22 protein-coding genes and 1 pseudogene are annotated in these 26277 nt (G+C 47.4%); 13 read left to right on the forward strand and 10 right to left on the reverse strand.

From position 1 onward, the window contains the following. Positions 1-48: 48 nt before the first annotated feature. Positions 49-537 carry an Lrp/AsnC family transcriptional regulator gene (locus tag ACJJI5_RS09940; RefSeq protein ID WP_108732808.1) on the reverse strand — a complete coding sequence of 163 codons (489 nt, stop codon included), beginning with the start codon at positions 535-537 and terminating at the stop codon, positions 49-51. A gap of 645 nt (positions 538-1182) precedes the next feature. Here ACJJI5_RS09940 and ACJJI5_RS09945 point away from each other — a divergent pair. Further along, positions 1183-4695 (forward strand): indolepyruvate ferredoxin oxidoreductase family protein, encoded by a 3513-nt coding sequence (locus ACJJI5_RS09945; RefSeq protein ID WP_445356150.1) that lies wholly within the window; start codon positions 1183-1185, stop codon positions 4693-4695. Between the two features lie 24 nt (positions 4696-4719). Here ACJJI5_RS09945 and ACJJI5_RS09950 read toward each other — a convergent pair whose 3' ends face one another. Both ACJJI5_RS09950 and ACJJI5_RS09955 read right to left on the reverse strand, forming a co-directional pair. Beyond that, positions 4720-5391: a ChrR family anti-sigma-E factor gene (locus ACJJI5_RS09950; protein ID WP_445356151.1), complete on the reverse strand. Its 672-nt coding sequence runs from the start codon at positions 5389-5391 to the stop codon at positions 4720-4722. A 7-nt stretch (positions 5392-5398) separates the two neighbouring features. Then, on the reverse strand, positions 5399-6013 hold the full coding sequence (locus ACJJI5_RS09955) for a sigma-70 family RNA polymerase sigma factor (protein ID WP_445356152.1): 615 nt from the start codon (positions 6011-6013) through the stop codon (positions 5399-5401). A gap of 254 nt (positions 6014-6267) precedes the next feature. On the opposite strand from ACJJI5_RS09955, the gene ACJJI5_RS09960 reads away from it, so the two are divergent. From ACJJI5_RS09960 to ahr, 9 genes are all read left to right on the forward strand, one after another. Then, positions 6268-6696 carry a nuclear transport factor 2 family protein gene (locus ACJJI5_RS09960; RefSeq protein WP_445356153.1) on the forward strand — a complete coding sequence of 143 codons (429 nt, stop codon included), beginning with the start codon at positions 6268-6270 and terminating at the stop codon, positions 6694-6696. Next, positions 6697-7476 (forward strand): SDR family NAD(P)-dependent oxidoreductase, encoded by a 780-nt coding sequence (locus ACJJI5_RS09965; RefSeq protein ID WP_445356154.1) that lies wholly within the window; start codon positions 6697-6699, stop codon positions 7474-7476. It abuts the gene before it with no gap. Then, a complete protein-coding gene (locus ACJJI5_RS09970) occupies positions 7476-8726 on the forward strand; it encodes an NAD(P)/FAD-dependent oxidoreductase (RefSeq protein ID WP_445356155.1) in 1251 nt (416 codons plus the stop codon). Before ACJJI5_RS09965 ends, ACJJI5_RS09970 begins: the two co-directional genes overlap by 1 nt. Before the next feature lie 13 nt (positions 8727-8739). After that, the gene (locus ACJJI5_RS09975; RefSeq protein WP_445356156.1) at positions 8740-9531 is read left to right on the forward strand and encodes a DUF1365 domain-containing protein; all 792 of its coding nucleotides are present in this window, start codon (positions 8740-8742) and stop codon (positions 9529-9531) included. Positions 9532-9533: 2 nt separating this feature from the next. Continuing rightward, positions 9534-10802: a class I SAM-dependent methyltransferase gene (locus ACJJI5_RS09980; protein ID WP_445356157.1), complete on the forward strand. Its 1269-nt coding sequence runs from the start codon at positions 9534-9536 to the stop codon at positions 10800-10802. A 137-nt stretch (positions 10803-10939) separates the two neighbouring features. After that, a complete protein-coding gene (locus tag ACJJI5_RS09985) occupies positions 10940-11455 on the forward strand; it encodes a DUF2878 domain-containing protein (RefSeq protein WP_444912753.1) in 516 nt (171 codons plus the stop codon). Continuing rightward, positions 11448-12182, forward strand: a complete 735-nt coding sequence (locus ACJJI5_RS09990) for a hypothetical protein (protein WP_445356158.1) — start codon at positions 11448-11450, stop codon at positions 12180-12182. The genes ACJJI5_RS09985 and ACJJI5_RS09990 overlap by 8 nt, the downstream gene beginning before the upstream one ends. A 176-nt stretch (positions 12183-12358) precedes the next feature. Then, positions 12359-12754, forward strand: a complete 396-nt coding sequence (locus tag ACJJI5_RS09995) for a YMGG-like glycine zipper-containing protein (protein WP_413665326.1) — start codon at positions 12359-12361, stop codon at positions 12752-12754. Positions 12755-13307: 553 nt separating this feature from the next. Then, positions 13308-14327, forward strand: a complete 1020-nt coding sequence (gene ahr / locus ACJJI5_RS10000) for an NADPH-dependent aldehyde reductase Ahr (protein WP_445356159.1) — start codon at positions 13308-13310, stop codon at positions 14325-14327. A 120-nt stretch (positions 14328-14447) separates the two neighbouring features. Here ahr and ACJJI5_RS10005 read toward each other — a convergent pair whose 3' ends face one another. Together ACJJI5_RS10005 and ACJJI5_RS10010 are read right to left on the reverse strand one after the other, a co-directional pair. Continuing rightward, positions 14448-14936: a DUF4334 domain-containing protein gene (locus tag ACJJI5_RS10005; RefSeq protein WP_445356160.1), complete on the reverse strand. Its 489-nt coding sequence runs from the start codon at positions 14934-14936 to the stop codon at positions 14448-14450. 537 nt (positions 14937-15473) lie between these two features. After that, entirely contained in the window at positions 15474-15704 is a 231-nt protein-coding gene (locus ACJJI5_RS10010) for a hypothetical protein (RefSeq protein ID WP_445356161.1), read from the reverse strand. A gap of 219 nt (positions 15705-15923) precedes the next feature. On the opposite strand from ACJJI5_RS10010, the gene ACJJI5_RS10015 reads away from it, so the two are divergent. The 3 genes from ACJJI5_RS10015 to ACJJI5_RS10025 all read left to right on the forward strand — a co-directional run bounded on the left by ACJJI5_RS10015 (position 15924) and on the right by ACJJI5_RS10025 (position 18671). Next, the gene (locus ACJJI5_RS10015; protein ID WP_445356162.1) at positions 15924-16949 is read left to right on the forward strand and encodes an alpha/beta fold hydrolase; all 1026 of its coding nucleotides are present in this window, start codon (positions 15924-15926) and stop codon (positions 16947-16949) included. A 515-nt stretch (positions 16950-17464) separates the two neighbouring features. Then, a complete protein-coding gene (locus ACJJI5_RS10020; protein ID WP_445356163.1) occupies positions 17465-18037 on the forward strand; it encodes a sensor histidine kinase in 573 nt (190 codons plus the stop codon). A 13-nt stretch (positions 18038-18050) separates the two neighbouring features. Continuing rightward, positions 18051-18671 carry a response regulator gene (locus ACJJI5_RS10025; protein ID WP_445356164.1) on the forward strand — a complete coding sequence of 207 codons (621 nt, stop codon included), beginning with the start codon at positions 18051-18053 and terminating at the stop codon, positions 18669-18671. 201 nt (positions 18672-18872) lie between these two features. Here the strand turns inward: ACJJI5_RS10025 and ACJJI5_RS10030 are convergent, their stop codons facing one another. The 5 genes and pseudogenes from ACJJI5_RS10030 to ACJJI5_RS10050 form a co-directional block, all read right to left on the reverse strand. Beyond that, a complete protein-coding gene (locus ACJJI5_RS10030) occupies positions 18873-20861 on the reverse strand; it encodes an NHL repeat-containing protein (protein ID WP_445356165.1) in 1989 nt (662 codons plus the stop codon). A gap of 441 nt (positions 20862-21302) precedes the next feature. Then, positions 21303-21595, reverse strand: a pseudogene (locus tag ACJJI5_RS10035) (DDE-type integrase/transposase/recombinase); the annotation flags it as partial. Between the two features lie 593 nt (positions 21596-22188). Next, the gene (locus ACJJI5_RS10040) at positions 22189-23763 is read right to left on the reverse strand and encodes a lytic polysaccharide monooxygenase (RefSeq protein ID WP_445356166.1); all 1575 of its coding nucleotides are present in this window, start codon (positions 23761-23763) and stop codon (positions 22189-22191) included. Positions 23764-24706: 943 nt separating this feature from the next. Beyond that, on the reverse strand, positions 24707-25024 hold the full coding sequence (locus ACJJI5_RS10045) for a hypothetical protein (protein WP_444896843.1): 318 nt from the start codon (positions 25022-25024) through the stop codon (positions 24707-24709). 292 nt (positions 25025-25316) lie between these two features. Next, positions 25317-25967 (reverse strand): porin family protein, encoded by a 651-nt coding sequence (locus tag ACJJI5_RS10050; RefSeq protein ID WP_444896844.1) that lies wholly within the window; start codon positions 25965-25967, stop codon positions 25317-25319. Positions 25968-26277: the final 310 nt, after the last annotated feature.

Below are 26277 nucleotides of genomic sequence, written 5' to 3' on the forward strand. Positions count from 1 at the left end.
ACTCAAAGTTGAATAGACGCCCGCAAGAGTGCAGGCGTCAAAAGAGACTCAGCCTTGGCTTTCCAACAACTGATCCAGTGGCAACTCAGTGCGGTAACGCACCTGCTTCAAAGAGAAGCTGCTTTTAATATGATCGATGCCTGGGAGTTCAGTGAGTTTTTTATCCAGGAATTCCTGATAAGCCTGCAAATTGGGAACAACAACGCGCAGCAGGTAGTCGAAATCACCGGTCATCAGGTAGCACTCCATCACTTCCGGCCATTGGCCGATAACCGATTCGAAGTCCTGCAACTCTTTTTTCACTTGGTGGTTAAGAGTAACCTGGATAAATACACTTACCGGCAGCCCAACCTTTTCCGGTTCAAGCAGGGTAACTGCGCGTTTTATAAACCCTTGCTCGTTTAGATTTTTAACCCGCCGTGAACAGGGGGAGGGTGAGAGGCAGACTTTTTCTGCAAGCTCAATATTTGGAATGGTGGCATCCTGTTGAAGGATTTCCAGAATTTTTTTGTCGATGGCATCCAGTAAATAGGCCATGGTTATATTCCGTATCTCATCTCTCTGAACGTACGCCGGTATCGCCGGCTGCTAATCATCAACCTGCCAGTGAATCTTTGCTTCCCAGCGTTCTCCGGTAAATTGTGTGCATTGCGTACATGGTTTTTTTTGGTTTGTTATGGCAGTAGCTTCCTATACTGCGCATCTTTTGTGAGACCTTCTCATTTTTTATTAATTTCCCGCTAATGGGTACGTTGCCCAACCGGTTGATACTGGTTAGCTGTAAACGGGCGGAAACTGATATCCCCTGATCAGTTCCAGGCTATGCCTCTCAAAAAGCTGAACCTTTGGCGCTTATTTAGTCACACAGAGTGTGAAGGCCAGAGGCGAGCACCATAAGAGGGCATGTCCTTTCCGTTGTATCCCCCAAAATACTTCATTTTGAGTGATTTGTTGCCAGTAGCTGGTCATCTTTAGCGAGTTATGGCGGCATTATGCCTGAGTTGGGCCAATTTTGGTATGACCTGCTCTGCCGGGCAGTGTTAATTTTAGCGCTATTAAACAGCCCTGGTCTGTTCTGCTGTAACTCGGGAGATGCCGCGAATACTTTCGCGACATGTTACTGGCGGTAAGAACCGGAGCGATGAAAGCAATAAAGCAATAAAGATAAAATAGGTGGTACCCATGGCAATGGTCGAAGGCGATCAGGAATTGGGCTTTGATAGCGAGTATTCGCTGAAAGCGGCTTTTACCCGTGAATCCGGCCGCGTATTCCTGACCGGAATTGACGCCCTGGTTCGTTTGCCCTTAATGCAAAAGCGCATGGATGAGCTGGCGGGCCTCAATACAGCTGGCTTTGTTTCCGGTTATCGCGGTTCCCCATTGGGCGGTTACGACCAGGCCCTGTGGCGGCACAAGAAGCTATTGGCCGAGCGGGAAATCCATTTTGAGCCGGGCATTAATGAAGACCTGGGAGCGACCAATATTTGGGGCACCCAGTTGCTGGATCACTATCGCCAGCAGGCAACGAAAGATGGCGTCTTTTCTATTTGGTATGGCAAGGGTCACGGTGTAGATCGCACCGCAGATGTTTTCCGCCAAGCCAATATTCAGGGCACCTCAAAATTGGGTGGTGTTTTGGCGCTGTGTGGGGATGACCACACTGCAGAATCCTCCATGTTTTCCCACAATACCGACCAGATTTTTGAGTCGGTAATGATGCCGCTGATATTTCCGTCCTCCATTGATGAGTACCTGACCCTGGGCCTCGCGGGCATTGCCTTATCCCGTTTTTCGGGCTTGTGGGTGGGCTTTAAGGCAATTACTGAAACTGTAGAGGCCGGTGCTTCCTTGATTGTGCCGGAGTTGCCCCAGTTTACAATTCCAGCTGACTTCCCAATCCCGCCACACGGCCTGAACTACGATCCCCACCTAAATTGGCCTGCCGAGCGCCTCGAATATGAGCGCCGTATGCTGGAGGAGCGTTTGCCTGCAGCCAAGGCATTCGCCTATGCCAACCGCTTGGATAAAACCACCCACAGTGCGGAGCGAAAACGCTTCGGCATTGTAACGGTGGGTAAGGCCCACGGTGATTTGCTTGAGGCTTTGAAACTGCTCAACTTATCAGAGGCAGATCTGAACTCAGCAGGCATCTCCATCTATAAAGTGGCGATGTCCTGGCCGCTGGAGCCTAGGGGCATCAGTGAGTTCGCCAAGGGCATGGAGCGCTTGCTGGTAGTCGAGGAGAAGCGTCCCCTGGTGGAGGATCAGCTGAAAAACCTGCTCTACGGTTGGGAAGATAGTTATCGTCCGAAGGTAGTCGGTAAGAAAGACCTGGATGGCAAGGATCTGTTGCCGGCAGTGTGGGGCTTTGGCCCGGATCAGGTGGCCAAGGCCATTGCCCGCTGGCTGGTGGATACTGAACTGGCGGCACAGCTGATTCCCCTGGCAGAAAAACTGGGGGGCAATGTCGCTGCAAAGGCTCAGGGCTTGTTGGCTCGTGAACCCATTTTCTGTGCGGGTTGTCCTCATAACACTTCCACCAAATTGCCAGAAGGCAGTTTGGGGAGTGCCGGTATTGGCTGTCATATTATGGCTTTGGGTAAAGGCCTGCGCACTGATACCTATTCCCATATGGGAGGCGAGGGCGCCCAATGGGTAGGACTGCACCGTTTCTCCAGCGCCGAGCATATTTTCCAGAATATGGGCGATGGAACCTACAACCACTCCGGGCTATTGGCCATTCGCCAGGCCGTGGCGAGCCAGGTGAATATCACCTACAAAATTCTTCTGAACGATGCGGTGGCCATGACCGGTGGCCAACCCGCCGATGGCGAAGTTAATGCTCCCTCCCTGGCTGCACAGTTGCTGGCCGAGGGAGTTGGCACAGTCGTTCTTTTGGCCGAGAACCCCGACCACTGGCGTGAACACCGCAGCCAACTGCCCACTGCCGTAGAAGTTCTTCCCCGCTCTGAGCTGGACGCCGTGCAGCGTCGCCTGCGGGAAACTGCCGGTGTGACGGCGATTATTTATGAGCAGGTCTGTGCGGCCGAGAAACGCCGCCGCCGCAAGAAAAAACAGATGGTTGATCCATCCCAGCGATTGCTGATTAACCACCGGGTCTGCGAAGGCTGTGGCGATTGCAGTGTGCAGTCCAGCTGTATTGCGGTGGAGCCGCTGGAAACCCCGTTGGGGCGCAAGCGTCAGATCAATCAGTCCAGCTGCAACAAGGATATGCGCTGTGCCGATGGTTTCTGCCCGAGCTTTGTCACTGTGGAAGGGGGAGAACTGAAAAAGCCCCCGGTGCAATCCCTGGCGGATGCCCTGGACGTGGCTATTGCCGGATTACCTTCTGCGCCGGTCGCGCCTCTGGCCCAGCCCCTCAGTATTTTGGTGGCCGGCATTGGTGGCAGTGGTGTGCTTACCGTGGCGGCACTGCTGGGCATGGCGGCACACCTGGAAGAGAAGGGCAGTACAACTTTGTACTTTACCGGTCTCTCACAAAAAAATGGTGCTGTGGTGGCTCATGTAAAAGTGGGAGAAAACCCCGAGGCGATTACCACCGCTCGTATTCGCGATGGTGCGGCGCAGTTGTTACTGGGCTGCGATATGGTCACCGCCGCTGGCCAGCGAACCAAATTTGCCACCGGCGAAATGCGTGCCCTGGTAAATACTGCTGAAGTACCGGTAGCGGCCTTTGTTCGCGACAACGAGCTGGCATTCCCTGCCGATGCGACCCAACAGAGTATTGAGTCTCTGTGTGCGGAATATTTTGCCTTTGATGCGAATAAATATGCCCAGGCACTGTTTGGCGATACCGTAGCCAGTAACTTGATGATTATGGGTTTTGCCTGCCAGAAAGGACTGCTGCCAATCGGTGAAGCGGCCTTGGAACGGGCCATTGAGCTAAATGGTGTGGCAGTAGAGAACAACCTGCGCGCTTTCCGTGCGGGCCGTTTGCTGGCGGAAAACCCTAAAGCGATCGAGCAATTGGCAGTGCCGGCCAAGCCGGTGAAATTGGTGGAGCCTGAGGAGTCGGTGGAGCAGTTGCTGGAGCGATTGGCAGCAGAGCTTCGCGATTATCAAAGCCCGGCCTATGCGGCAGAGTTCCTTCGCCATATAGAGGCGCTACGCAAAGCAGAATCCTCACTGCCAGCTGCTCGGGGCGATCTTACCCGTATGGGTGCGCGCAGCCTTTATAAAGCGATGGCTTATAAAGATGAGTACGAAGTAGCGCGCCTCTACACCGGTGAAGATTTCAAGCGACAGCTACGTGAGACATTCAGCGGAGACTACACCCTGAAATTCCATATGGCGCCGCCGCTTCTTGCGCGCCCCGATAGCAGTGGTCGCGTAAGCAAAATGCAGTTTGGCCCCTGGATGGGCAAGCTGATGCCGCTGTTGGCTAAGGGTAAAGTTCTTCGCGGTACTGCACTGGATGTCTTCGGTTACACCCAGGAGCGCCGTGCTGAACGGCGCTGGGCCCAACAGGTGGCCAAAGCAGTTGATAGCGTGGCCGCGCATCTGTCCGGCGAAAACCTGTCAGAGGCACAAGAGCTGCTCGAAATCCCCCTTCAAGTGCGAGGCTATGGCCATGTGCGCGAGGAAAAATTCGCGGCGGTCAGCGATCGTTGGGATGAGCTTTCTGCAGTATTTGTGGACGGGGAGCAAGAGCCGACTTCTCTGGCGGCGTCCTAGACGCCGCAGCTCTTTTAATCGGTGTCAGCCCGGACGAAACGGGATAAGGCGGTTTAGCAACCAGCCGCTGACACCGGTAATCGCCACCGGTGCCTGTACCGCAGAGAAGCACAGGCACTCTTGATCTTCTGTGACCGTCGGGCGGTGCACGTCGCCGGGTTCCCGCAACAAAAAGTCCCCTGGACTATAAACACCATCGCTATCAGAGAAGCTGCCGTACAGAACCAGGGTGAGTTCGTAGCCCCGGTGATCGTGCTCTGCAACTTTGCCGCCACAACTCAGGCGATGAAAGCTCACTTCATATTGATCCTGCCCGGTTTTTAGTCGACACATTTTTAAGGCGGGCGCGATAGTTTTCCATTTGATCGGGGGATTTTTTTCCAGCAGCTTGTGCACGACTGGCGGCGCATCCGCCAGCATGGGCTCTGTGGATTTGGATCTCTCGGGAGCCACTTGTTGCGCCGGTCTAGCTGCCTGATCAATACGTCCCATCAGGCGTTGGAAAGCCTCATCGTTTACGGCCTGTGGTGCACAGGACTCCAGAATGGAGCCACCCAGGGTGTTCATGGTTCGATATTGAGCGCGACACTCGGCACACATTTGTATATGGGCGGAAACGACCAGGCTGGCGCCTTTGGGCAGGCTGCCGGAAGCGTATTCAAGGAGTAAATTTTTATCGGGGTGGTGGCGAATCATACTAAACCTACTTGGCCAACCTCGCTTGTAACTTCTTTAGGGCCAGTCGCACGCGGGACTTTACCGTGCCCAGTGGTAATTCCAGCTCCTTGGATATCTCACTGTGGGATTTTCCCTCCATATACGCCTTTTCCAGGACGTGGCTCTGTTCTGCCGGCAGGCTGTGCAGGCCTTCTGCAACTTCCTTTTCGTTGCGTCTTCTCTGCAGAAATATCAACGGTTGGTGTTCGGGAGTTTCATCCCAAACATCCATGGCCTCAATAATCTCGGTGTTTTGATGACGCCCGTTGCGGCGCAACATGTCGATACGGGTGTTGCGCATAATGGTGAATATCCAGGTGCTGGCAGAAGCCTTGCTGGCATCGAAGCTGGGGGCCTTGCGCCAGACTTTAAACAGGGTTTCCTGAACTAGCTCATCGGCGGCTTCAGCACTAATTGCCTGGGTAGTGCGGCTGTGATGGAAACCCTTAATTAGTGGGGCAAAGTGGTGAAAGAGCTGCTCAAAGGACTGGCGATCACGCTCCGCACCAACTCGCGTCAGCAGGGCACTCCAGTCCTGGTCCTCTCTTTGTGGCAGTTTCACCGGGCGTATTTCGCTTTTTGCTTGGGGGCTATGCGCCATGTTAACGGTCTTTCTGTCGTTGTCGATACTCACGCAATCAAGCATGTCTGGAAATTAGAGTTGGGAGCTGTTGTGGTACATCCGTGTACCACATTCTGCAACAGACTCTCAGGGGGAGACTTCCAAGTTGTCTGATAACTACTTACGCAGACAGGGCATAACTGGATCTCTCTGGCCTACCTTTTATTGAGCGGTGATCCACCCGATGGGGTGTGGCGTATTTATCTGCAGCTAGAACAGTAAGGAATCCGATGATGAGCGCGTTGATTGAGGAGCTAGAGGAGTACTACAAAGACTTCCTGATGCAGGAAACGGGCAGCCTTGGATCACTATATAGCGACGATGTCATTTTTTGTGACCCGTTGCATCGGATAGAAGGATTGCCTGCTTTAAAGAGTTACTTTGCGGGAATGAGCAGGGGGCTTACCCAGTGCCGCTTCCAATTTGATGATCTGCCGGTGGTGGGCGAGGGCAGCGCCTGCCTTTCGTGGACCATGCACTACCGACACCAATCACTCAAAGGTGGACGCCCTTTACAACTTCGTGGCTGTAGCCTGTTGCGCTACACCGATAAGATTCACTACCACGAGGACTTTTACGATATGGGTGCCATGGTTTACGAGCAGGTGCCGGTATTGGGTTCGTGTATTGGTTTTATCAAGTCGCGATTGGAGCGCAATTAAGTGTCCCAGGGGATTCGCGATAAAACCATCTGGATCACAGGTGCTAGCTCGGGTATCGGACGCGCGCTTACATTGCGCCTGGTGGAACAGAATAATTTTGTGATTGCCAGCAGTCGCAGGCTCGATGCGCTGACGGAGTTACAGAACATAGCCCCCAGTCGCCTCAGGGTATTGGACTGTGATCTTAGTGATGATGCGGTAATGCCGGGAGTTGCTCGGCGATTAGCGGACTTCACAGATCACCTGGATATGGTGATTGCTTGCGCTGGTACCTGTGAATATGACGACGACCTTCAATTGGATATCACCATGTACCGGCGGGTTTTTGATGGCAACTTCTTTGCCTTGGTGAATACCTTGAAATGCGCGCAGCCACTCTTAGCCGCAAGCCGGACTCCGGTTTTTGCCGCGCTCGGTAGTCTCTCGTCAGTGGTGCCTTTTCCCCGCGCCGAAGCGTATGGCAGCTCCAAAGCGGCGGTGGCCTATTTTTTAGAGTCGGTGCGCGCCGATACCAGCCTAACTCCACTTCGAGTAGTTCATATTCGCCCGGGGTTTGTCGACACCCGCCTTACCCAGCGCAATGACTTTGACATGCCTTTTTTAATGACTCCAGAGCAGGCCGCCGAGCGCATTGAACAGGGGCTCTGTGGTGTTGGGTATACAGTCGATTTTCCCAAACGGCTCAGCTGGCCTCTGCGGTTTCTGGGTTTTTTCAGCTCAATCTGGTTCCGTTTTTGCGTACCTAAAATGACAAGAATCCGCACACTAAGGAAGAATTGATGCGAATCGCTATTGTTGGCAGCGGCATTGCCGGTCTTACTGCCGCTTATCTGTTGAACCGAAAGTACGATGTCACCCTGTTTGAAGCACAGGCGCGCCTGGGAGGGCATACCGCTACGGTTGATATTGACGAGGGGGGACGCCGGTTAGCCGTGGATACCGGCTTTATTGTTTACAACGACTGGACCTATCCGAATTTTATTCGCTTGCTTAAAGAGCTGGGAGTTCAATCCCAACCCACCTCCATGGGCTTTAGTGTGCGCTGTGATCAGGAGGGGTTTGAATATGCGGGTAACAATCTCAACAGCCTGTTTGCACAGCGCTCGAACATCGTAAGCGCTGGGCACTGGCGTATGCTCTGGGACATTGTGCGCTTTAACCGCAATGCCCTCCGCGACTGGCAGGAGGGGAGGCTGAGCGAGACATTGACCCTGGGTGAGTATCTACCTGCGAATGGTTACTCTGCGGAATTCGCCAATCGCTATTTGGTACCTATGGGCTCTGCGATCTGGTCTGCCAGTGTGGCGCAAATGCTGGAGTTTTCTGTTAGTTTCTTTGTCCGCTTCTTTGTCAATCACGGCCTGCTCAACCTGGTGCGCCGCCCACAGTGGCGAGTGATTAAGGGCGGGTCGCGTGAATATATTGATCCGTTAATACAATCTTTCACAGATAAAATTCGCTTATCTACGCCCATTGAGGCGGTGCAGCGCTGTCGGGAAGGTGTGAATGTTCGCACTGCTGCAGGGGAAAATTTAGAGTTTGATGCCGTTGTTTTCGCTTGCCACTCCGATCAGGCCCTTCAATGTTTGACAGACCCTAGCGGCAGCGAACAAAAAATCCTGGGGGCTATACCCTATGCAAAAAATGCCGTGGTCCTGCATACAGACAGCACCTTGCTACCCCGTCACCGTCGTAGTTGGTCGAGTTGGAATTACCAATTGCGCAGTGAACAGGATGCACTGCCTGTTTTGACATACAACATGAATATACTTCAGGGCTTGAATACAGAGAAAACGTATTGTGTCACTCTGAATGCCGAAGAGCGTATCGATCCCAAGTCTGTGCTCGGTCGTTTTGAATACTCCCATCCCCAGTTCTCTGTGGCTGGAACACGAGCGCAACAGCAGTGGGATAGTATTAATGGCGTTAACCGCACCTGGTTCTGCGGTGCTTATTGGGCAAATGGATTTCATGAAGACGGCGTAACGAGTGCGCTGCGAGTGGCTCGGGGGTTGGGTGTTGACTGGTAAGGAGGCCGGTATCATGGAAAGTGCGATTTATACCGGGTGGTTGGAGCACCGGCGCTTTGCGCCCAGAGCTCATCAGTTTCGCTACCAGGTTTTTATGATGTATGTCGATTTGGCAGAGGTGGAAGCCATTTGTCAGCTCTCACCTCTTTGGTCCTCCCAGCGGCGAGCACCTGCGAGATTTTGTCGCAGTGATTTTTTTGGCGATGAATCCCTCAGTCTTGATGAGGCAGTTCGACAGCGGGTGGAGGAGGAAGTGGGAGAGCAGCCTTCCGGACCTATTCGCTTGCTGGCCAATTGGCGCTACTTTGGCTACAACATGAATCCGCTCAGTGTTTACTATTGTTTCGATGCTGAGGGACAGAATGTGGATTGGCTGCTCCTGGATGTGCACAACACTCCCTGGAAAGAGCGTCACAGCTATGTTTTGGATTGCCGTAATAATACCAAGTTGCAAAAAGCGACCTTCGCAAAAACATTTCATGTCTCGCCTTTTATGCCCATGGCCCAAGGGTATCGATGGAGGGGGACAAAACCTGGGGAAAAGCTGACAGCTTACCTGCAAAATTTTGATGCGAGTGCCGAGGATACAGAAGATGGCACTCGCCCAATGTTTGATGCAACCCTGAGTTTACAGCGTTGCGAAATTAGCGGCCGATCGCTTAATTCAATATTGATCCAGTACCCCTTGATGACCGTAAAAGTTATAGCCGCCATTTATTGGCAGGCACTGAAATTATGGGTCAAGCGTATCCCGGTATTTTCGCACCCTCGCGACGACGCCGAGGTTCAGGCAGGAGATAAATAACTATGAGAGCAGTTCAGGAAGTTGATCAGGCTTCGTCGTCAAAATCAGAAGTATCGGCACAGTCCTGGCTCGTTCGCCTGGCGCGCAAGCTGGTGTTGGAAAAACTCAAGGGTATTGATCGTGGCCACTTGCTAATCGAAGAGGGGGAGCAATGTTACCACTTTGGCCAGAGGCCAGAAGAAGCAGAGATCTCGGCACATATTTGCGTACACGATCCATCCAGCTATATACAGGTGCTTTTAAACGGAACCATTGGTTCTGGAGAAGCCTTTATGCAGGGCGCCTGGACCTCAACCAATACCGTGGACCTGATTCGCCTGATGGTGGACAACATGGAATTGGTGGAAGGTATCGATAGTCGTTGGAGCTATTTACCCCGGTTAGGCCTGCGCTGGTTACATCAGTTGAATGCGAATAACCGCAATGGCTCACGCAAGAATATTTCTGCACACTATGACCTGGGCAATGAATTTTTCCGGTTATTTTTAGACAGGACCATGCTGTATTCATCTGCGGTCTACCCGTCTGAAAACGCAACCCTGTTTGAAGCCTCAAATCATAAATTAGAACTGATCTGCCGAAAGCTAAAGTTAAAATCATCTGACCACCTCCTTGAGATTGGTACCGGGTGGGGTGGTATGGCCATTCATGCTGCCAAGTACTATGGCTGTAAAGTAACAACCACTACTATTTCCCAAGAGCAATATGACTACGCCCGTCAATGGGTGAAGCACGAAGGGTTAGAGGAGCAGGTAACCCTACTATTACAAGACTACCGGGACCTGAAAGGTAAGTACGATAAAATTGTATCGATTGAAATGGTGGAGGCAGTAGGGCACGAATTTCACAAGGCCTTCTTCGCCGGTTGTAGCGAATTACTCAAAGAAGATGGCCTGATGGTGATGCAGGCAATCACCATTCGCGACCAGCGCTACCACGAATATCGTAAAGAGGTCGATTTTATTCAGCGATATATCTTCCCCGGTGGTTGCCTGCCATCTAATCAGGTTATCGCGGACCATATTGCCAATTCAACAGATATGCAGATTGTTGGGCTCGAAGACATCACCGCCCATTACGCCCGCACATTAAGTGACTGGCGCAAAGTATTCCTTGAGCGAATTTCCAAAGTGCGCGAGTTAGGTTTTGATGAGCGATTTATTCGTATGTGGGAATTCTATTTATGCTATTGCGAAGGGGGATTTTTGCAGCGAGTGATTGGTACCGCCCAATTTGTGTTCGCCAAACCTCGGTTTCTGGGTAATTTCTAAAGTCTCTCCGGTTACTGTTGTGATGTGTTTGGCTTTCAGAATGGCTCAGGATCAATACGTGATTTCAGGGAGTTGTTTAAACCTTTTAAGGCTTTGCAATCCAAGGATATTACGGAATCAACCAGAGGCTCTCCTGCATGTGGCGTTTTGTCGCTAATGCCTTACTTTTCGATATCGCCTGGCCACTGTGCGTCATAGTGGCCAAGGTGTGGTTGGTGGTTCCCTTTACTCTGTTGAACCTTTTTGTACATCTGCGCTATATCGCCAATTTGCCCAGGGAACCGCTTTGGTTAGCGGGGGTGTTTATCTTTGGTGTGTCTATAGACTCTATCTTGTTTCATTTGGGGGTGATGCGAAATGACAGTGGCTCCTCCTGGCCTCCCTTATGGCTGATCTGCCTGTGGTTGAACTTTGCCATGACCTTACGATACAGTTTGGTTTTCTTACAGAAAAATCTATGGTTGGCGGTAATCCTGGGTGGTTTTTTCGGACCATTTAGTTACTTTACCGGTGCATTCCTAAATGGCACTGTGGAATTGCACAGGCCCCTGTGGCAATCCCTGGGAACATTAAGTGTAATTTGGGCCTGCATCCTGCCGTTGTTTGCCTATTTGGCAAGAAAGATTTGTCAAAAAGAGGTGAGCAATGCTTGAATTTATTGCGATGTCGGCTATTGCCGGAACTAACTGTCACTATGAAGGGCCTTTCCTGGTCAAAGGTCTGGCCTATGATCCGGATAATCAACAGTTGCAGTACTGCGAATATTATACTTCGCAAGATAATGGCGAAATAACTGTTTTCTACTATGCACCCCAGGGTGATTTGATAGCAGAGAAAACTCTTCGAGAGCGAAATGGTCCCGCAGCTGGTCGCAGTGCCTTACCTAGCGTCACTCAAATAGATCGGAGGCACGGCGAAGTCCGTGAAGTCCTTTGGGATGACGGCCAGTGGATGATGCGCTACAGAGCCAACGAGGGCGAAGCCTGGAAAGTAAGTTTGCGAGAGGCACGAAGTGTTGATGTAGTTGATGCAGGCTTTGATACTTATGTGCGTGACCACTGGGACTTATTGTCTTCAGGAAAAACTCTTAAATTCAATTTTGCTTCGCCACTGCATGGTCGATCGATAAAGCTGCGCGCTAAGGCAGTATCCTGTAATCAAGCGGCAGGTGAAAATACCTGTATACGAGTAGATGTTGCCCAGCCTCTTATCCGCCTTTTCGTAGAGGACTTAAATCTCACTTATGATACAGGGAGCCGGCGATTAAAGAGTTTTAAGGGCATAGTAAATATCCTAGATCCACAAGCGAAATCTCAAGAATTAGAAGTGTTTTACCAATATTCAATTCTGCCTACAGGAACCCAACCTGCAGATCCATAGATAAAAGGCGCCCCCACTAATAGCTACAACACTATTTACGCCTGTTGGATTTGTTGCCCAGCGGGTCATTCATTTTTAGGCGCCGGACTGGCGTCAAGTTCTACCAGCAGCTAAACCTAAAGAAGAAAAGCGTGACAAGCTCACTATCCTGTGGCGAAAGCGATATGGGGTGTTTGATGAAGACTGCTATTTCTGTAACTGCTGGAATTATGATGTCGCTGCTTTACGGTTGTGCGAATCAGCCAGAGCAGGTTCCCGGTGCCGGTGGAATCGTTATCGATACCTGGGGCGTTAATATGAATCAGTATCAAGCGGACCTTGCAGAGTGCAAGGGAATCGCTTACTCCACGTACAGTGACCAGGGGCGCAGAACTGCTGCTGGTGCTGCGGGTGGAGCTGTAGTAGGTGGTGCGCTCGGTGCAATAGTCGGTGACAGCGGGCGTGCTGCGGTAGCCGGAGCCGGTGCCGGCGCGCTTGTTGGGGGCTTGTCAGGGGCGGGTAGTGCGAGCTCTGAGGCAACCTACATCATCAAGAATTGCCTGGTTGGTCGCGGATATCGAGTGTTGAATTGATCTTCTGCGTAAAACTGCGGTCTAATTGTTCATCAGTCCTCTGCTATTCAGCAACCTCACAGGACTTGGCACTGGCCGGGGGAAGTACCCCCGGCCTTTTTTCTGTTTTACAGCTTTAATTTCAATCTTTTACTTTCTCCCGGTTAACACTTTTAATTTCTGTGCTAGGGAGCCTCTGAATAATTCCGTAATGCCTCTGCGGGTCTTGAAGGCTGCAGATGTTAGGCGCAGCTCGCCGCGAATGGCCGTAGCCCTTTGCAAGAGCTGCAACGCAACAGCTGCGGCCTTCAAGGCCCGCCCTTCGGGGCATGCAGAGCGATTCACACTCCGCGTTGCAACTTCTTGAAAGGTCTAGACATTCCTGCGAAGTCGCGCCTTGATTGTGAACCGCTCTGCATGCCAGAGGCATCACGGAATTATTCAGAGGCTCCCTGGATAGTAGGGCCACTAGTTTCTAGAAAATAAAATTGTAAGGGTGTAATAAAGTCTACAGCTGAATGGCGTCTAAACTTTTAAGGTCATTTGTGATTTCCTTTTCTTCAAGGAGCCCGCCATGCCTACTGCATCAACTATTAATGCCTATGCAGTCCTAGAGGCCGGCGGTCCATTTAAGACTTACCAAATTGCAGCAGGAGAGCTGGGTGCAACAGAGGTTGAACTGGAAATCATGTACTGTGGTATCTGCCATAGTGACTTGAGCATGATTGAAAATGAATGGGGTATTGGACAGTATCCCATGGTTGCCGGCCACGAAGTCATCGGCCGTGTCACCGCGATGGGGGAGCAAGTAGCTCATCTTAAAAAGGGCACGGTGGTTGGGTTGGGGTGGAATTCAGGCTACTGTGAAACATGCCATACTTGCCGAATTGGTGACCTCAACTTATGTAGAGAGGCAAAGTTCACCATACTCACCAATGGAGGCTTTGCCGATAAAGCCAGGGCAGATATGAGTAGCCTGGTTGTTATTCCTGATGGTGTGGATTACGCCTCGGCCGGCCCCCTTTTATGTGCGGGTATTACCGTATTCAATCCATTGGTCCAGTTTGATATCAAACCCACTGACAAAGTGGCTGTGATTGGTATTGGTGGCTTGGGCCATCTTGCCTTAAAGTTTCTCCATGCCTGGGGATGTGAAGTTACCGCGTTTACTTCCAGCGAGGAAAAACGTAAAGAAGCCTTAGTTCTCGGGGCTCATAAAACACTGAACTCCCGTGATCCCGCAGAGATTCAAGCGGCGGCAATGAGCTTTGATTTTATTCTGTCGACTGTGAATGTCAGTCTTGATTGGGATCTATATATCCAAGCTCTGAAACCAAAAGGGCGTTTACACTTTGTTGGAGCTGTAACTAACCCAATACAATTTACTCTATTTCCCTTGTTATTTGGTCAACGCTCAATTTCAGCATCTCCAGTCGGCAGCCCTGGTACCATCGAAACCATGCTTGATTTTGTGGCGCATCATAAGATCAAACCTGAGATAGAGATTTTCCCAATGAGCCAGATAGAAGCGGCATTTGAGCATTTGAAATCTGGTAAGGCTAAGTATCGAATTGTTTTGTCGCAGGAAGGGTAGGGATATTTAACTGGATCAGCTTCTGGGTGAGGAGAGCGCAAAGTCACACTACAAAGGAGCTTAAGTTAAAAGTATGGGGTTGGGATTTAGGCAGAAGCAATTCAATAGAAATCGATAAAGTCAGTTAGTTTTTTTCATAGTGAAGAACATACGGCCATCCATTCCTTTTCTCTCCATAAGTCCTAGAATATGATCCTCATCGACTTTTCGCATCATATCATGCATAGGTATCGTGTCATAAATCATAGTGGCACTTGATTTCCCTCTGTGTTCCAAGATGCGCAGGCGGGCTTGGGCTTTTGTGGTTATATGTAGTTGTTGGGTACGGAAGAACAAAGGAGCATCGTAAGCGTTGATAGATTTGAAGTCTGAATCCCAGCATAGTAAAGGATAGACCGTTTCAGAATCAATAAACTCTTTGCCGTACCAGCGTTTTCCTGCATCCATTTCATGCTGTAAAGGATGTTGTGTGTTAAATCCTTGCGCTTCCCATCGGCCGATAAGAAAGTTTATTGATATAGGTGAGAGATTATCGTAAAACTCAAGCAGTTCTTGTGGATCTACCTGATCCAGTTTTTTAAGTTTTTCTAATGTGGTTAAGAAGTGCATGGGCTTGATTTAGTAGGGTATGTTTCTGGAGCTTGTAATTGGGAAATAGCTTTCCAACATAACTAATACTGAGTATAGAAGTAGGAATATTTATAATCAATTATTCTTGCTGTGCTTGGCCGCTGATTTCAATGATGGTTACCCCCTCCGGCAGAGAGCCTAGAAACACTGGTCTTCGGTACAATATTCTTTGAGGAATTGGGTAAAACTAATACCTTCCTGGAACTGCACCTAATTACGAGCCATGATCTTTACCACTGTGAATCAAGTAAATGGCCGTGTCTATGTAGAGTTCATTGTGACCTTGCAGGGTGATAATTAGGGGGCTCATGTATATTTCAGAAGCCAAGAATAGAAAATATCAAAGAACTATTCAGGTGCTAGGGAAGTCAAATTCTTATACCCTTTCAGGAAGCAGTGAGGGTAACTGGTCTTATAGCTTGTCTGGGAGGGGTGGATCAGGTGCCCAATACTGATGAATGTAATACAAGTTGACCATTTGTATTTTTGTACTGATCAACTGGAATCAGCCGGTGCTCATGAAATTTCTGCTAGAGACTCTGATATCTTCCAAATTTTTACAGAGGTTGGGCATTTTTTATCTTGAGCGGGTGGGAGAAATTTTCTTGCACCAATAGTATCCACCTGGGCATTATACAGAACTATAGGAGCACCAGGCTCATAAAGCAGCTGAGTCCATTGTTGGTTTCTATACCTTATATTTTCTGTTGCATGATCATTGAAGCTATGAGCTGCAGGCAGGTCCATACATAGGGTTGCACCCTTAGTCCCCCTTGCGGAGGATTAATTTCCATGTGTACATTTATCATCCAGTCGTTGTAGCTGGGCAGTTTAATCATCAACAAAAGATGACAAGTGTCATATAAATTTGATGACAGAAATGACTTACCCGATTTCTGCTATTGCCTGATATTACATATAAATATTATTTCTGCACCGGTGTTACGGTGTTTATGGAGGCTTACATTGATCAAGAAAGTTTCTTTACTCGTTGGCGCGATAGTATTCCTTCTGGTGGTAGTCTGTACTATTTGGGTCCTTACAACGCCCCCGCTACCCAAGGATATCCAGAAACAGCTAAATCTGAGTCTTGAGAAACCACTACCTGAACTGATCTCAGGTCAGAGCGGATATGTTCGCTCAGGGAGCCTTAAAATTTGGTATCAGCTTAAAAGCCCAGAGGAGATACCTATTCGTGGCACTGTGTTACTGATAAACGGTATGGGCTCTTCTTCTCTGTATTGGCCATCTGAAGTCTATGAGCCACTCTTAGCTGCTGGCTATCAAGTACTACTCACCGATCATCGTGGCTGCGGTGCCTCGAGTTGGGTTACCAACTGGACTAAGGAGACTGCTTACGACCTTTCCGACATGATGCGCGATAACCTTGCGGTTATGGACTCCCTGGGGATTAAGCAAGTCCATGTTATGGGTGCCTCAATGGGAGGGATGATTGCGCAAGAAATGGCCCTGCAATACCCCAATCGCTTGAAAAGCCTTACTTCAATCATGTCCTCAGGTTTTCTCGAAGACCCCGAGTTACCCCAGGGAAAAACCTTCAGATACAATATGCTTCGGCTATTTCTTCGCTATGGACTCAGTGGCTCCGATGAGGGTATGGCTAAGTTGATGGTAAGTACTTATCACAGTCTTCAGGGGCAGGGAGGCTTTGATGTTGAGCATATTGCACACACTACTCTCTACGAACAACGTCATAGGCAAGGATTTGATCATAATTTGCCAGTTCAGCAATTTACAGCAATCTCTCTTTCTGGCTCGCGATTAGAGCGATTGGAGGACTTAAAGGTCCCCACTATGGTTATCCACGGTGATAGAGATCCCCTGTTAAGTATTGCTCAAGCCAAAAAGTATGCAGCTCGCATTCCTGGTGCTAAAACATTGTGGGTAGAAGGTATGGGCCATGCCATGGCACCTGTATATGTGAAAGAATGGATGGAGCATGAAGTACAATTTTTGGAAGCTAATAACTAATGTCGGCATATCATTATTTACAAAGGTTCTATAGTTTCCCTGAGAATCTGAGAGGTGCTCTGAACTTAGTACCTTATTTTCAGGTTCTTATATATTTGCCCTTTATTTTCCATACTTTTAGTGAGGTTGCTTTTGGGGTGGTAGTGATTTGCCACTTGCTTCTCTTTCCCTTGTTCTTCCTCGTATTTTGGTGTAAAGGAACCAAAGTTACTGGTATTGTCCTGGTGTTAAACCTCTTCGGTGTTATCACTTCTTTCTATTCACTTGCCGGTATCGGTTTCTTTGCCTTTGCAGCTGCAGCTTGCTCAGCGTACAGGAAACTCTACGCATCCCTTGTTTTGCTGTGTGTTGTTACTTTTTCTTATTTGAGTACTGCCTACTTAACTGGACAATCACTATATGCTGTTTTGACGGGACTATTTTTTACAGCTATCAACGGCCTGAACTTTCTATTTCAACTGAGAAAGTACTTATCTAACCTGGTTATTAAACAAAGCCAAAAGGAAATTTCCTCTATGGCAAAGACTTCTGAGCGTAAGCGTATTGCGCAAGATTTGCACGATTCCCTCGGTCAGAGTCTCACGAGTATCACTTTAAAGGCGGAGCTTGCCGAAAGGCTTCTCGAAGTTGATCCAGCAACGGCACTGCAGCATATTCTTGATATTAAAAAAATCTCCAGAACAGCGATTACCGAGGTTCGAGAGACTGTATCGAATTATAAAATCAGTACACTGGCCAATGAGCTGGCGAGTTCAAAGTTTGCGCTGGAATCAGTGAATATTACCTGTATACATCATATCGAGGCCACAGAAATACCCCCTCAGGTTGACAATACATTGGCAATGACTATTCGCGAAGCCACCACGAATATTCTACGACACAGCCAAGCGAGCATGTGTGAAGTTTCGCTGTGGCTTGATAAGCAGCTTCTTTCTCTACATGTTTGTGATAATGGAAAGGCTGTGGGAAAGGTATCTATGGGGCATGGCCTCAGTGGTATGAGCGATCGCTGGAACCAGCTTGGAGGCAGTTTGAAAATACAATTCCAAGGTGGTTGTCATATTTACGCCACAATTCCCCTTAAATAAGTAGTTGTATTAAATGATGATTAAAGTGCTTTTAGTTGAAGATCAAGCGATGGTGCGCGGTGCATTGAGAGCACTACTTGACTTGGAGAAAGATATTCGGGTCGTCGCAACTGCGAGTAATGGGCGAGAGGCCCTTGAGATTTTCGATAATTGCAGCCCGGATTTGGTAGTTAGTGATATAGAAATGCCTGGGATGACAGGTCTTGAACTCGCAGAGCAATTACAGCGCCTTATAAATCCTCCCAAGGTTGTGATGCTGACAACTTTCTCAAGGAGTGGCTATATTCGTCGCGCACTCAATGCAGGGGTTAACGGCTACCTTCTTAAAGATGCTCCGCCGAGCCAGCTCGCAAGCTGTATCCGTCAAGTTTCAGCAGGTAAAACCGTGGTAGCTCCTGAATTAGTGCAGCAAGCACTCAAATGTGGGGACAATCCGCTCTCCACTAAAGAGCAGAAGATTCTCCAGCTCGCATATACTGGGAAAACTACTGAGGAAATTGCACGAGAAATTTCACTCTCCGCGGGTACTATTCGAAATTATATCCATAGCAGCTGTCAAAAATTGAATGTCAGCAATAGAGTTGAAGCGGCACGCTTGGCCCAAAATTATGGTTGGATAGGGCCTACTGAATAACTTAAAATCGATTGTTCCAATAGTATAAAATGGTGGGACTGGTAAGCGCTTGAGTTGGTTTTTTTGTATTTCTTTGTGTTTTTTCTAGATCGTATATTTGTTTAAGATATTCATATGAGCGGAGTTAGCTATTAAGGTATACATTGAAAATGGCTGTATATATCCCTTACGGATTATACAGCCATTTGTTAAGCGATGTTTTTATCTAGATTTAAAGATCAGAATTCGATGATTTCCAGAGTCAGTAACAAATAAGTTGTCTTTATATCCAAAAATTCCTGTTGGTTCCTTTAAAGTCGAAGCAGTAGGTGATTCAGGTTCATCAGGATAGCGAATACCGTTTTGGTTGGCATCATTTGGCTTGAAGCTTACAAAGTCAGCTTGTCCAAGCACTGTGTCTGCTGGGGCGAAATTGCTGGTTGGCCAATTATTCCAGACTAAAACTCTATTGTTCTTCGCGTCGGCAACAAAGAGTTGAATGCCATTTGACCAGATGCCAGTTTCTGGACGATTTAGGGTCTTACTATTTACTGGCCATTCAGTACCGTCCACATCGGGTAGTTCAATATTCCTTTCGCTGAATGAGGGTTGTCCGAGAACAATATCAGCAGGCGCAAAACTGCTGGTAGGAAAATTATTCCAAAGAAGAATTCGGTTATTTCCATTGTCAATAATGGCCAGTTTTTCTCCGTCACTCCAAACATCTGTTGGATCGTATAGGGTGCTTGCTGATAGTTGATATGATATACCACTTTGGTCTACATCGTTTGGATCACAGTTTTCTAACCCTGACTGACCAACAAGGAGATCCGGGGAGGTATAACTACTTTCAGGAATTTGGCTCCATATTAACACCCTGGAATTAGCTGCATCAGTAACCAATATTTTGCCATCAGTAACGGTGGCTCCCCAGTTAATCCAAAGTCCCAGGCTTCTACAGGGGGAGATGTCATAATCTCCAATATTTAAAGTCAGTGTAGGCGCTGCCCCTGCTCCGGATACCACACTATCGTAAATAGAAATATGCCTTTCCCGGTATTGAGAAATTAGCAGGTGCTCTCCATCAAAACTAATGTCTGAGGGACCGAATAATTCCTGTTCCGGGTTTGATAAGGCCAGAGTGTCCAGTCCGTCCTTGCCTATTACTGCATTTGCAGGTGAGCCATTTGTAATAGGAATTGAATTGAAAACTAAGACGCGATTGGACGAAGTATCTGATATAAATAGTTTCCCCTCATCATCGATACTGACATCACCGGATGGCTGAAAGGCAAAATTTTTAGCATTTATTCCCAAATCTGTGCTGGAGAAGCTATCTTGCCCTATAACGACCTGTGCGGGATCAAAATTCTCAAAGTAAAAGGGAACAGTAAAGCTATTCTCATAAGTGATCATTGGAATCCCTACAAGATCGTCTATATCAATCTGAATGCTACGATCTTGAGCTGATTTCCAGCCATCTACAGAACTAATCGTTAAGGTATCATTGGGTATATTTGTTTTTGACCAGTTGATTGTATAGTCATCTTCTACGAGAGTACCAGATAGGGCAAGACTCTCGATATCCATGGTCTCAGAGAAGAGGACATTGATCGTGTCATCTTTTTCCAGGCGAGTGATATCTGGCTCGAAGCTAGTAATGGAAGGGGAGAGCGTATCAATATAGTAGGTGGCAGTTAGCGCTTCGATATCATAGCCGGAATCATCTGTGGCGTTAACTGTTAGGGAGTAGTTCGAAGAGTTGGTCCAGTCTCCTCTGGGATGTAATATAAGCGTATCTTCATCGAGTTGAGAAAGTTCACCAGCCTCTCCCATGCTTCCAGATATGACAATGTTGTCGATCAGAATAGATTCGCTAAAATCTAAATAGATTTCCTTATCTTTACCAATAGTACTGCCGCTTAAAGGTGTAAAGCTAACTGTGAAGCGCGAGCTGCCAGCATCGGGGTCGTCCGTTGGAGGTGTAGTGGTAATTCCATCTCCATCTCCATCTCCATCTCCATCTCCATCTCCAGATCCACTCCCGGAACCATTCCCTGTCCCATTTCCAGAGCCACTCCCACCTCCACTAACTGGTTCGCTTTCAGAATTACTGTTCGCTGACTTGTCACTTCCAGAACTACCTCCGCATCCAGAGAGCAGAGCAGTAACTGCAAGGCATATAATTAATTTTTGAGAATTCACTTTCATACATACTTCCCCATTAACAACAAAGGTTAACCTTCTAGCATTTAAATTAATGTTTTCGCTAGAAAAGTAATTCTAAATTATCTATGTGAATATTGCCTGAATAAGAGGGTTAAGATTTTTCTAAAAAATACACAGAGATACTTGAAATATTCTACCGAGAGTTCTGATTTGTATGTAAGAAATAATAGGAATGGGTAGTCATTACCATTTTCCATCTTACCTAGAAATAAGTAGAATAGTGATTTGGCAGAAAGTAAGGTTTATTTGGCTCTAACAGAGGTTGCTGTAAAATATACATGCAACTTTGTCTTCGGTGAGAAGTGTTTTCGATCTTTATTGAGTTGAGCTGTAGAGGGTTTGATAGGCAGCTAGAAGTGCAAGAGATAGCAGGTATTACTATTTGAAAGTGGCAATTTTTGATCCTAGCCATCAACAGTGGATACCATGGATTAGCTCTGCATTAAGTGAGTGGAAAAAGGTACCTGCAAAGGCGTTATTGTAGTAATTACCCTTGGCGCTCATACTGTACCGCAGATCATACGCTGTAATTAAAGGTTGATAATTCCTAGAGCAATACTGACTTCTCCTGTCAGTATGCAGGAGAACATTCGTAGGCTTCTTACATCTCCATATAGTCATTTGAAAAGCGTCATAAGTTAGCCACCCGTTTTCGACGTTACCCAACCAATAACTAGCCAACTATATAGGTCGATCACTACCGCTAGATATAACCAATCCTTTCCTGATTCGGTGCATCAGAAAACCAGCATGCCAACAGATTGAAGAGTGGTGCTAGAGGCGCTGGCGGTGAAGCAGATGCTCTCCCAGTCTGTTAGTTTTCTAAGGTGTAATGAAAGTATCAAGAATTCAGATTTGGATTAAAAATTGTGGTTTTAGGTGAAAGCTGGAAGTAATGATGGTGGTGACGGAGTGGAGTTAGCAGGGCGCTGGAGAAAGGTTGTGCCGACAGTCCTTATGCTGTGTACCCAGCGCTTATCGCGCTCGCTGCAAGCATGTCGCACAGCCTCTTCAACGCTTACGTTATCTTTATAGTGGCTTTCAAAATTTCGATTGAGATTGATCAGTATTTTGATGGAATTTCCAGCTGCTGGAGAATAGGGGAGTATTCTCAGTAAAGGCGCCGCGCTTTCTGGGATCTAAATGTCGACTACTCCAGTCCACAATCTCCAAATGTTGATCCAGTTGAAAGGTAACTCTTTTGGGGTGAGCTTTTATAATGAAAGGTCTCAGGATTATTGAGGCCTTTCAGATAAGCGCTAGCAGATAATTTTCTACTAGCTACTTGTTTTGGTTGGTGACCTTTAACTTAACGCCAAACACCCCATTGGCCGGTTGTACCCGGCTCCTCGCCCCTTGTCCACCATCCGGCAGTCCATGTTTCACCATTGTGGCTAACGATATCACCTGCGGTGTAGATTTCGTTGCTATCCCAAGCTTGAATACTGGGATCTGTGGGATCTGTGGGATCTGTGGGATCTGTGGGATCTGTGGGATCTGTGGGATCTGTGGGATCTGTGGGATCTGTGGGATCTGTGGGATCTGTGGGATCTGTGGGATCTGTGGTAGTTGATGGTTCAACAGTAAATGAGTAGATCTCGTCATCAACAGTAGAGTCACCGCTTACGGTTAACTTGAAACTTAATTCATGCTGTTCATTTGTTAAGCTTGACGTGTCGATAACCAGTGCACCACTGGGCCCGGTTGCGGTTTCAGCAGGGCTCCCACTTACCTGTGACCATTCCGTATTATTGATATTTCCGACACTTTCTCCCGATGAAAGTACCACTAAATCCCCATGCTCTACTCTAGCTATATCAAGCGGTTTTAAAACCTTAGGTGTGATAGTGGCGATTAATTCACTTCCGTTGCTTGTAATAGTGAATTGACCGGAGGCACGTGAGTCTTTGGAGTTGAAGTAGTTACCATGTAAATCACCCTGGAAGTACATGTAATGATTCATTTCTTCATGCCAGCGACCAATAAAAACATTTCCATTGTGGTTTGATTGGTACCAGCCGGTGACTTGAGAAGCTAAAAGCCTGTCCCAGTCATTCTTATTATCCTCGGTAATTGCCAGCGAAAATGATGAGTGTTCCTCACCATTTTTATTGAATACCGTATAATTGACGGTGTCCCCCACATTAACCGAATCTATACTATTGTCTTCTGGAATAAAGGTGTTGCCTTGAATCAGGTGCGGCTGTGTGGTGCCGGGATCAGGTTCGCTAGGCGGTTCAACATCAGTATTTACAATAGTGATATCACTACAGTTGTAGAAGCCTTCACCAACTGGGTCTACTCGCTGCCAACGTACAAATAAAATTGCATTACCTACCCTGTCTTCTGGAATGGTGACATTCATGCGATATTGACCATTGACGACAGGTACGTCCCCTTCCTCCTGGATAAGCTCAAGGTCATCCCATGCCAGTGGTTGTGACAGGTCTGCTTCCGCCTTCGTAAGGTAAAACTCCCAAAAAGATGGGTTGTGTGGCGCTGTTGCCTGGAATACGTATTCGAATGTTCCCGCATTGACTTCTACACGGGTCCAGGCATCAGTTGCTGCTCCCATTCCTTTTTTCTGCGAGTCATTTGCATAGCAAAGAGTTCCATCAGGAATGGCACTTTTTACAGCGGCAGAATTATTGTAGTCAGGGATGTTAATGGAGAATTCGTTGTGTTGTTGGAAAGGATAAGATCCAGAAATGGATTTTGCCAGGGCACAGCCTGGATTGGATGGTGTTCCAGACCAGATATTGCCTTGATCATAGCAAATTTTTTGCCTGGCTTTTGGAAATTCAGACCAGCCGTGAGCGTGTACTTGTAAGCTGAAAGGTATCAGCAACATTGTCGCAAGCGCGCTTTTTTTTCTTAAAAGCATAAGGTTACTCCTGGTTTACATTATTCTCGTCGATTTATTTAGAACGACTGGAATATTAAGTTCAATTTCCTGGTGAATACTGTGAAATAAGTTGGTGTTTGAGGATGTCGGCCATTCTTTCCTTGTCACCAGGATCAAAAAATTCAGTTAGTAAATAAATAATTGCCCGTTAAAAATTGCTAATAAGACAGACCTTTCACGTGGACATGGGTTCCATGCCATACATGAATTAACATGTTTTAATAAAATTTACGTTTCCATTAATCAATAGTTGCTTGAGTAGTGGGTCAAAAAATGAAGTCATTTTTGGTGTTTTGTGACAATGTGATGGCTGTCAAAGAAAATAAAGCATGAAGGGCGGTATAAAAGCTTGAAGTTTATGTGCTAAATACAGAGGGCTCCACGGATTAATGAAAACGAAAAATACACACTAGCCTCATTAGCTTGCCTAAATTGTATTGGAGCAGGAAGGTTTTCTGGGGGGCTGAAAAACCGCATTGTTTGAGGAGGTTTGTCTCATAGCAGCATAGACTATTGCAAAGTAAATTTATTGCACTTTCGATGGTCTAGTCTCTATCTATTCTTTAAGTGAATGTTAATTTATTTGGGTTGAGCTGATAGGGGTTAGGCGAGAATAGGGGGAGTGACAATGACAAACCAATAATTGAGAAGCTTCGGCCTTCAAATATGTAGCGGGCAAAAATTGAACTGTAATTATTTTTTCAATCTATTTGCTTGTTGTATCAGATAAATCGGTCAATAAGTTAATGCTGTAGGCATCAATAGATTCAGGTGCTAGAACTGGTTTGCACATGTCTTTGTGCTTATTTTGTAGACATTGAGTCTCAGGTGGAGCTTATCAGCTGTAGTAGTTCAGACTTGACCTGACAGAGTACCTCCTGAAAGACCAGTAACTGTCAGATCAAGTCTGAACTACTACACATTATAGGTTCCAGTCGAAGCCCTGGTGATAATCACGCCCTCGTAGCGGGCCGTAGATAAAGGCTGCGTCATAGGCACCACTGGCATTCCAGAATAAAGGGCTCTCACCTTCCTCAACCTGGGTGTAATCTGTCAGGTTGTTTCCGCCCAGATACAGGCTCAGGTTTTCAGTGACGTCAAAGGTTAATTTAAGATCTATTGTCCAATAGGCGTCTGCGCTTGTGCTTTTTAAAGTGGAGTCGCCCAACTGATTGAAACCTTCGGAAGCAAATTCATCCAAGTCCCGGGAGCCAACCCAGGTAGCACTGGCGTATAGCATCCAGTAATCGGCTTTGTAATCCAGATTGAATAGTGCACGCTGCTCTACTGAAGCAATGCCAACACTCTATTTGGTGGGTGTCCGGAACTGTTGCTATTGGGATAATCTTCGCCAAGGCGTCACTATAATAGGAACTGGCGCTATACGCCTGGAATTTCCACAGAGCTATGCTGGAATGGGCCGCAGATGCGAGCGCATTGTAATGGTGACTCTAATGTAGGGAAGGGGCCCCACAAAGGTGCGAGTACTTGTTTGGTGACTGCTTGTTTAGAAGCCCCTTTTGTTCAGCAACTTAGAAGCGGGTCTCTAGTGACAGGTGCAACCCACTTATTTCGAGGGTGCCGTTATCAATGTTCTTCCACTGTAGTTTGCCTGCGAAGCGATCGGTAAAATCATATTTCACGCCGAGGCCGTAGGCCAGGTCATAGTCTTTGTCGCTGGATCGGGTGACTATTTCGGGATATATAGAAACAGTTCCCGGTGGGAATCTGAGCTCGCTATCAATACTGGTATAGGCAAGTCCGAGGTAGGCGCTCATGGTAGCTCTGTCGAGTATAGGGTAATGAAATACGGCATTAAGTTGTGCGCTATCTACTTGTATTTCTTCGTAGTTGTTGCTTAATGGGTTTTCATCGAGGCTATCGATAGATTTGTCATTTATTGACGCGAGGTTATAGGTGTAAGTATCGGCTGCCTTGTCATAGTGACTATATCCAGCTTCGACAGAAAAATACGGGTTTATCTGATAGCCAGCATAGATATCAATTGAATTGGATTGATCTTTAAATCGTTCCCCATCAATAAAATCTACAGATAGGTTACTTTTTCCCTCGAAATCTTGCTGGCCGTAACCAACCCCAAAATAGAAGGGGTTCTCCTCAGCAGTTGATAGAGCGGAAATTGCCAGAGCGGGAAGTAGTAAACATAACTTTGAAATTTTCATGTTGATTTGGCTCTATAGTGTAAAAAATTTTGTTTTTTCTTAAATGTCAAAATAGACAGGACCTATACTGGTTTTGAATGAGGGAGAGAGTCAAGGAGTTTTTTTATGGACTTAGCTTTTGTTGTTTTGAAAACAAGATAAAGAAAAATAGGTTTTATTTGATAGGTTTATGTCTTTTTTGTATCTTCTAGAAGATTGGCTTGTCCCTTAATTTATGCTAACCGCTAAATTTTTTATTGGTACGTTCGTGGGGTAGGTAGCTAGGCTCACATACAAAGATCTCTTTACTGTGAGCTGGTAAAGATATGGG

The organism is Microbulbifer maximicatervae (SeqCode) (genome assembly GCF_052467955.1).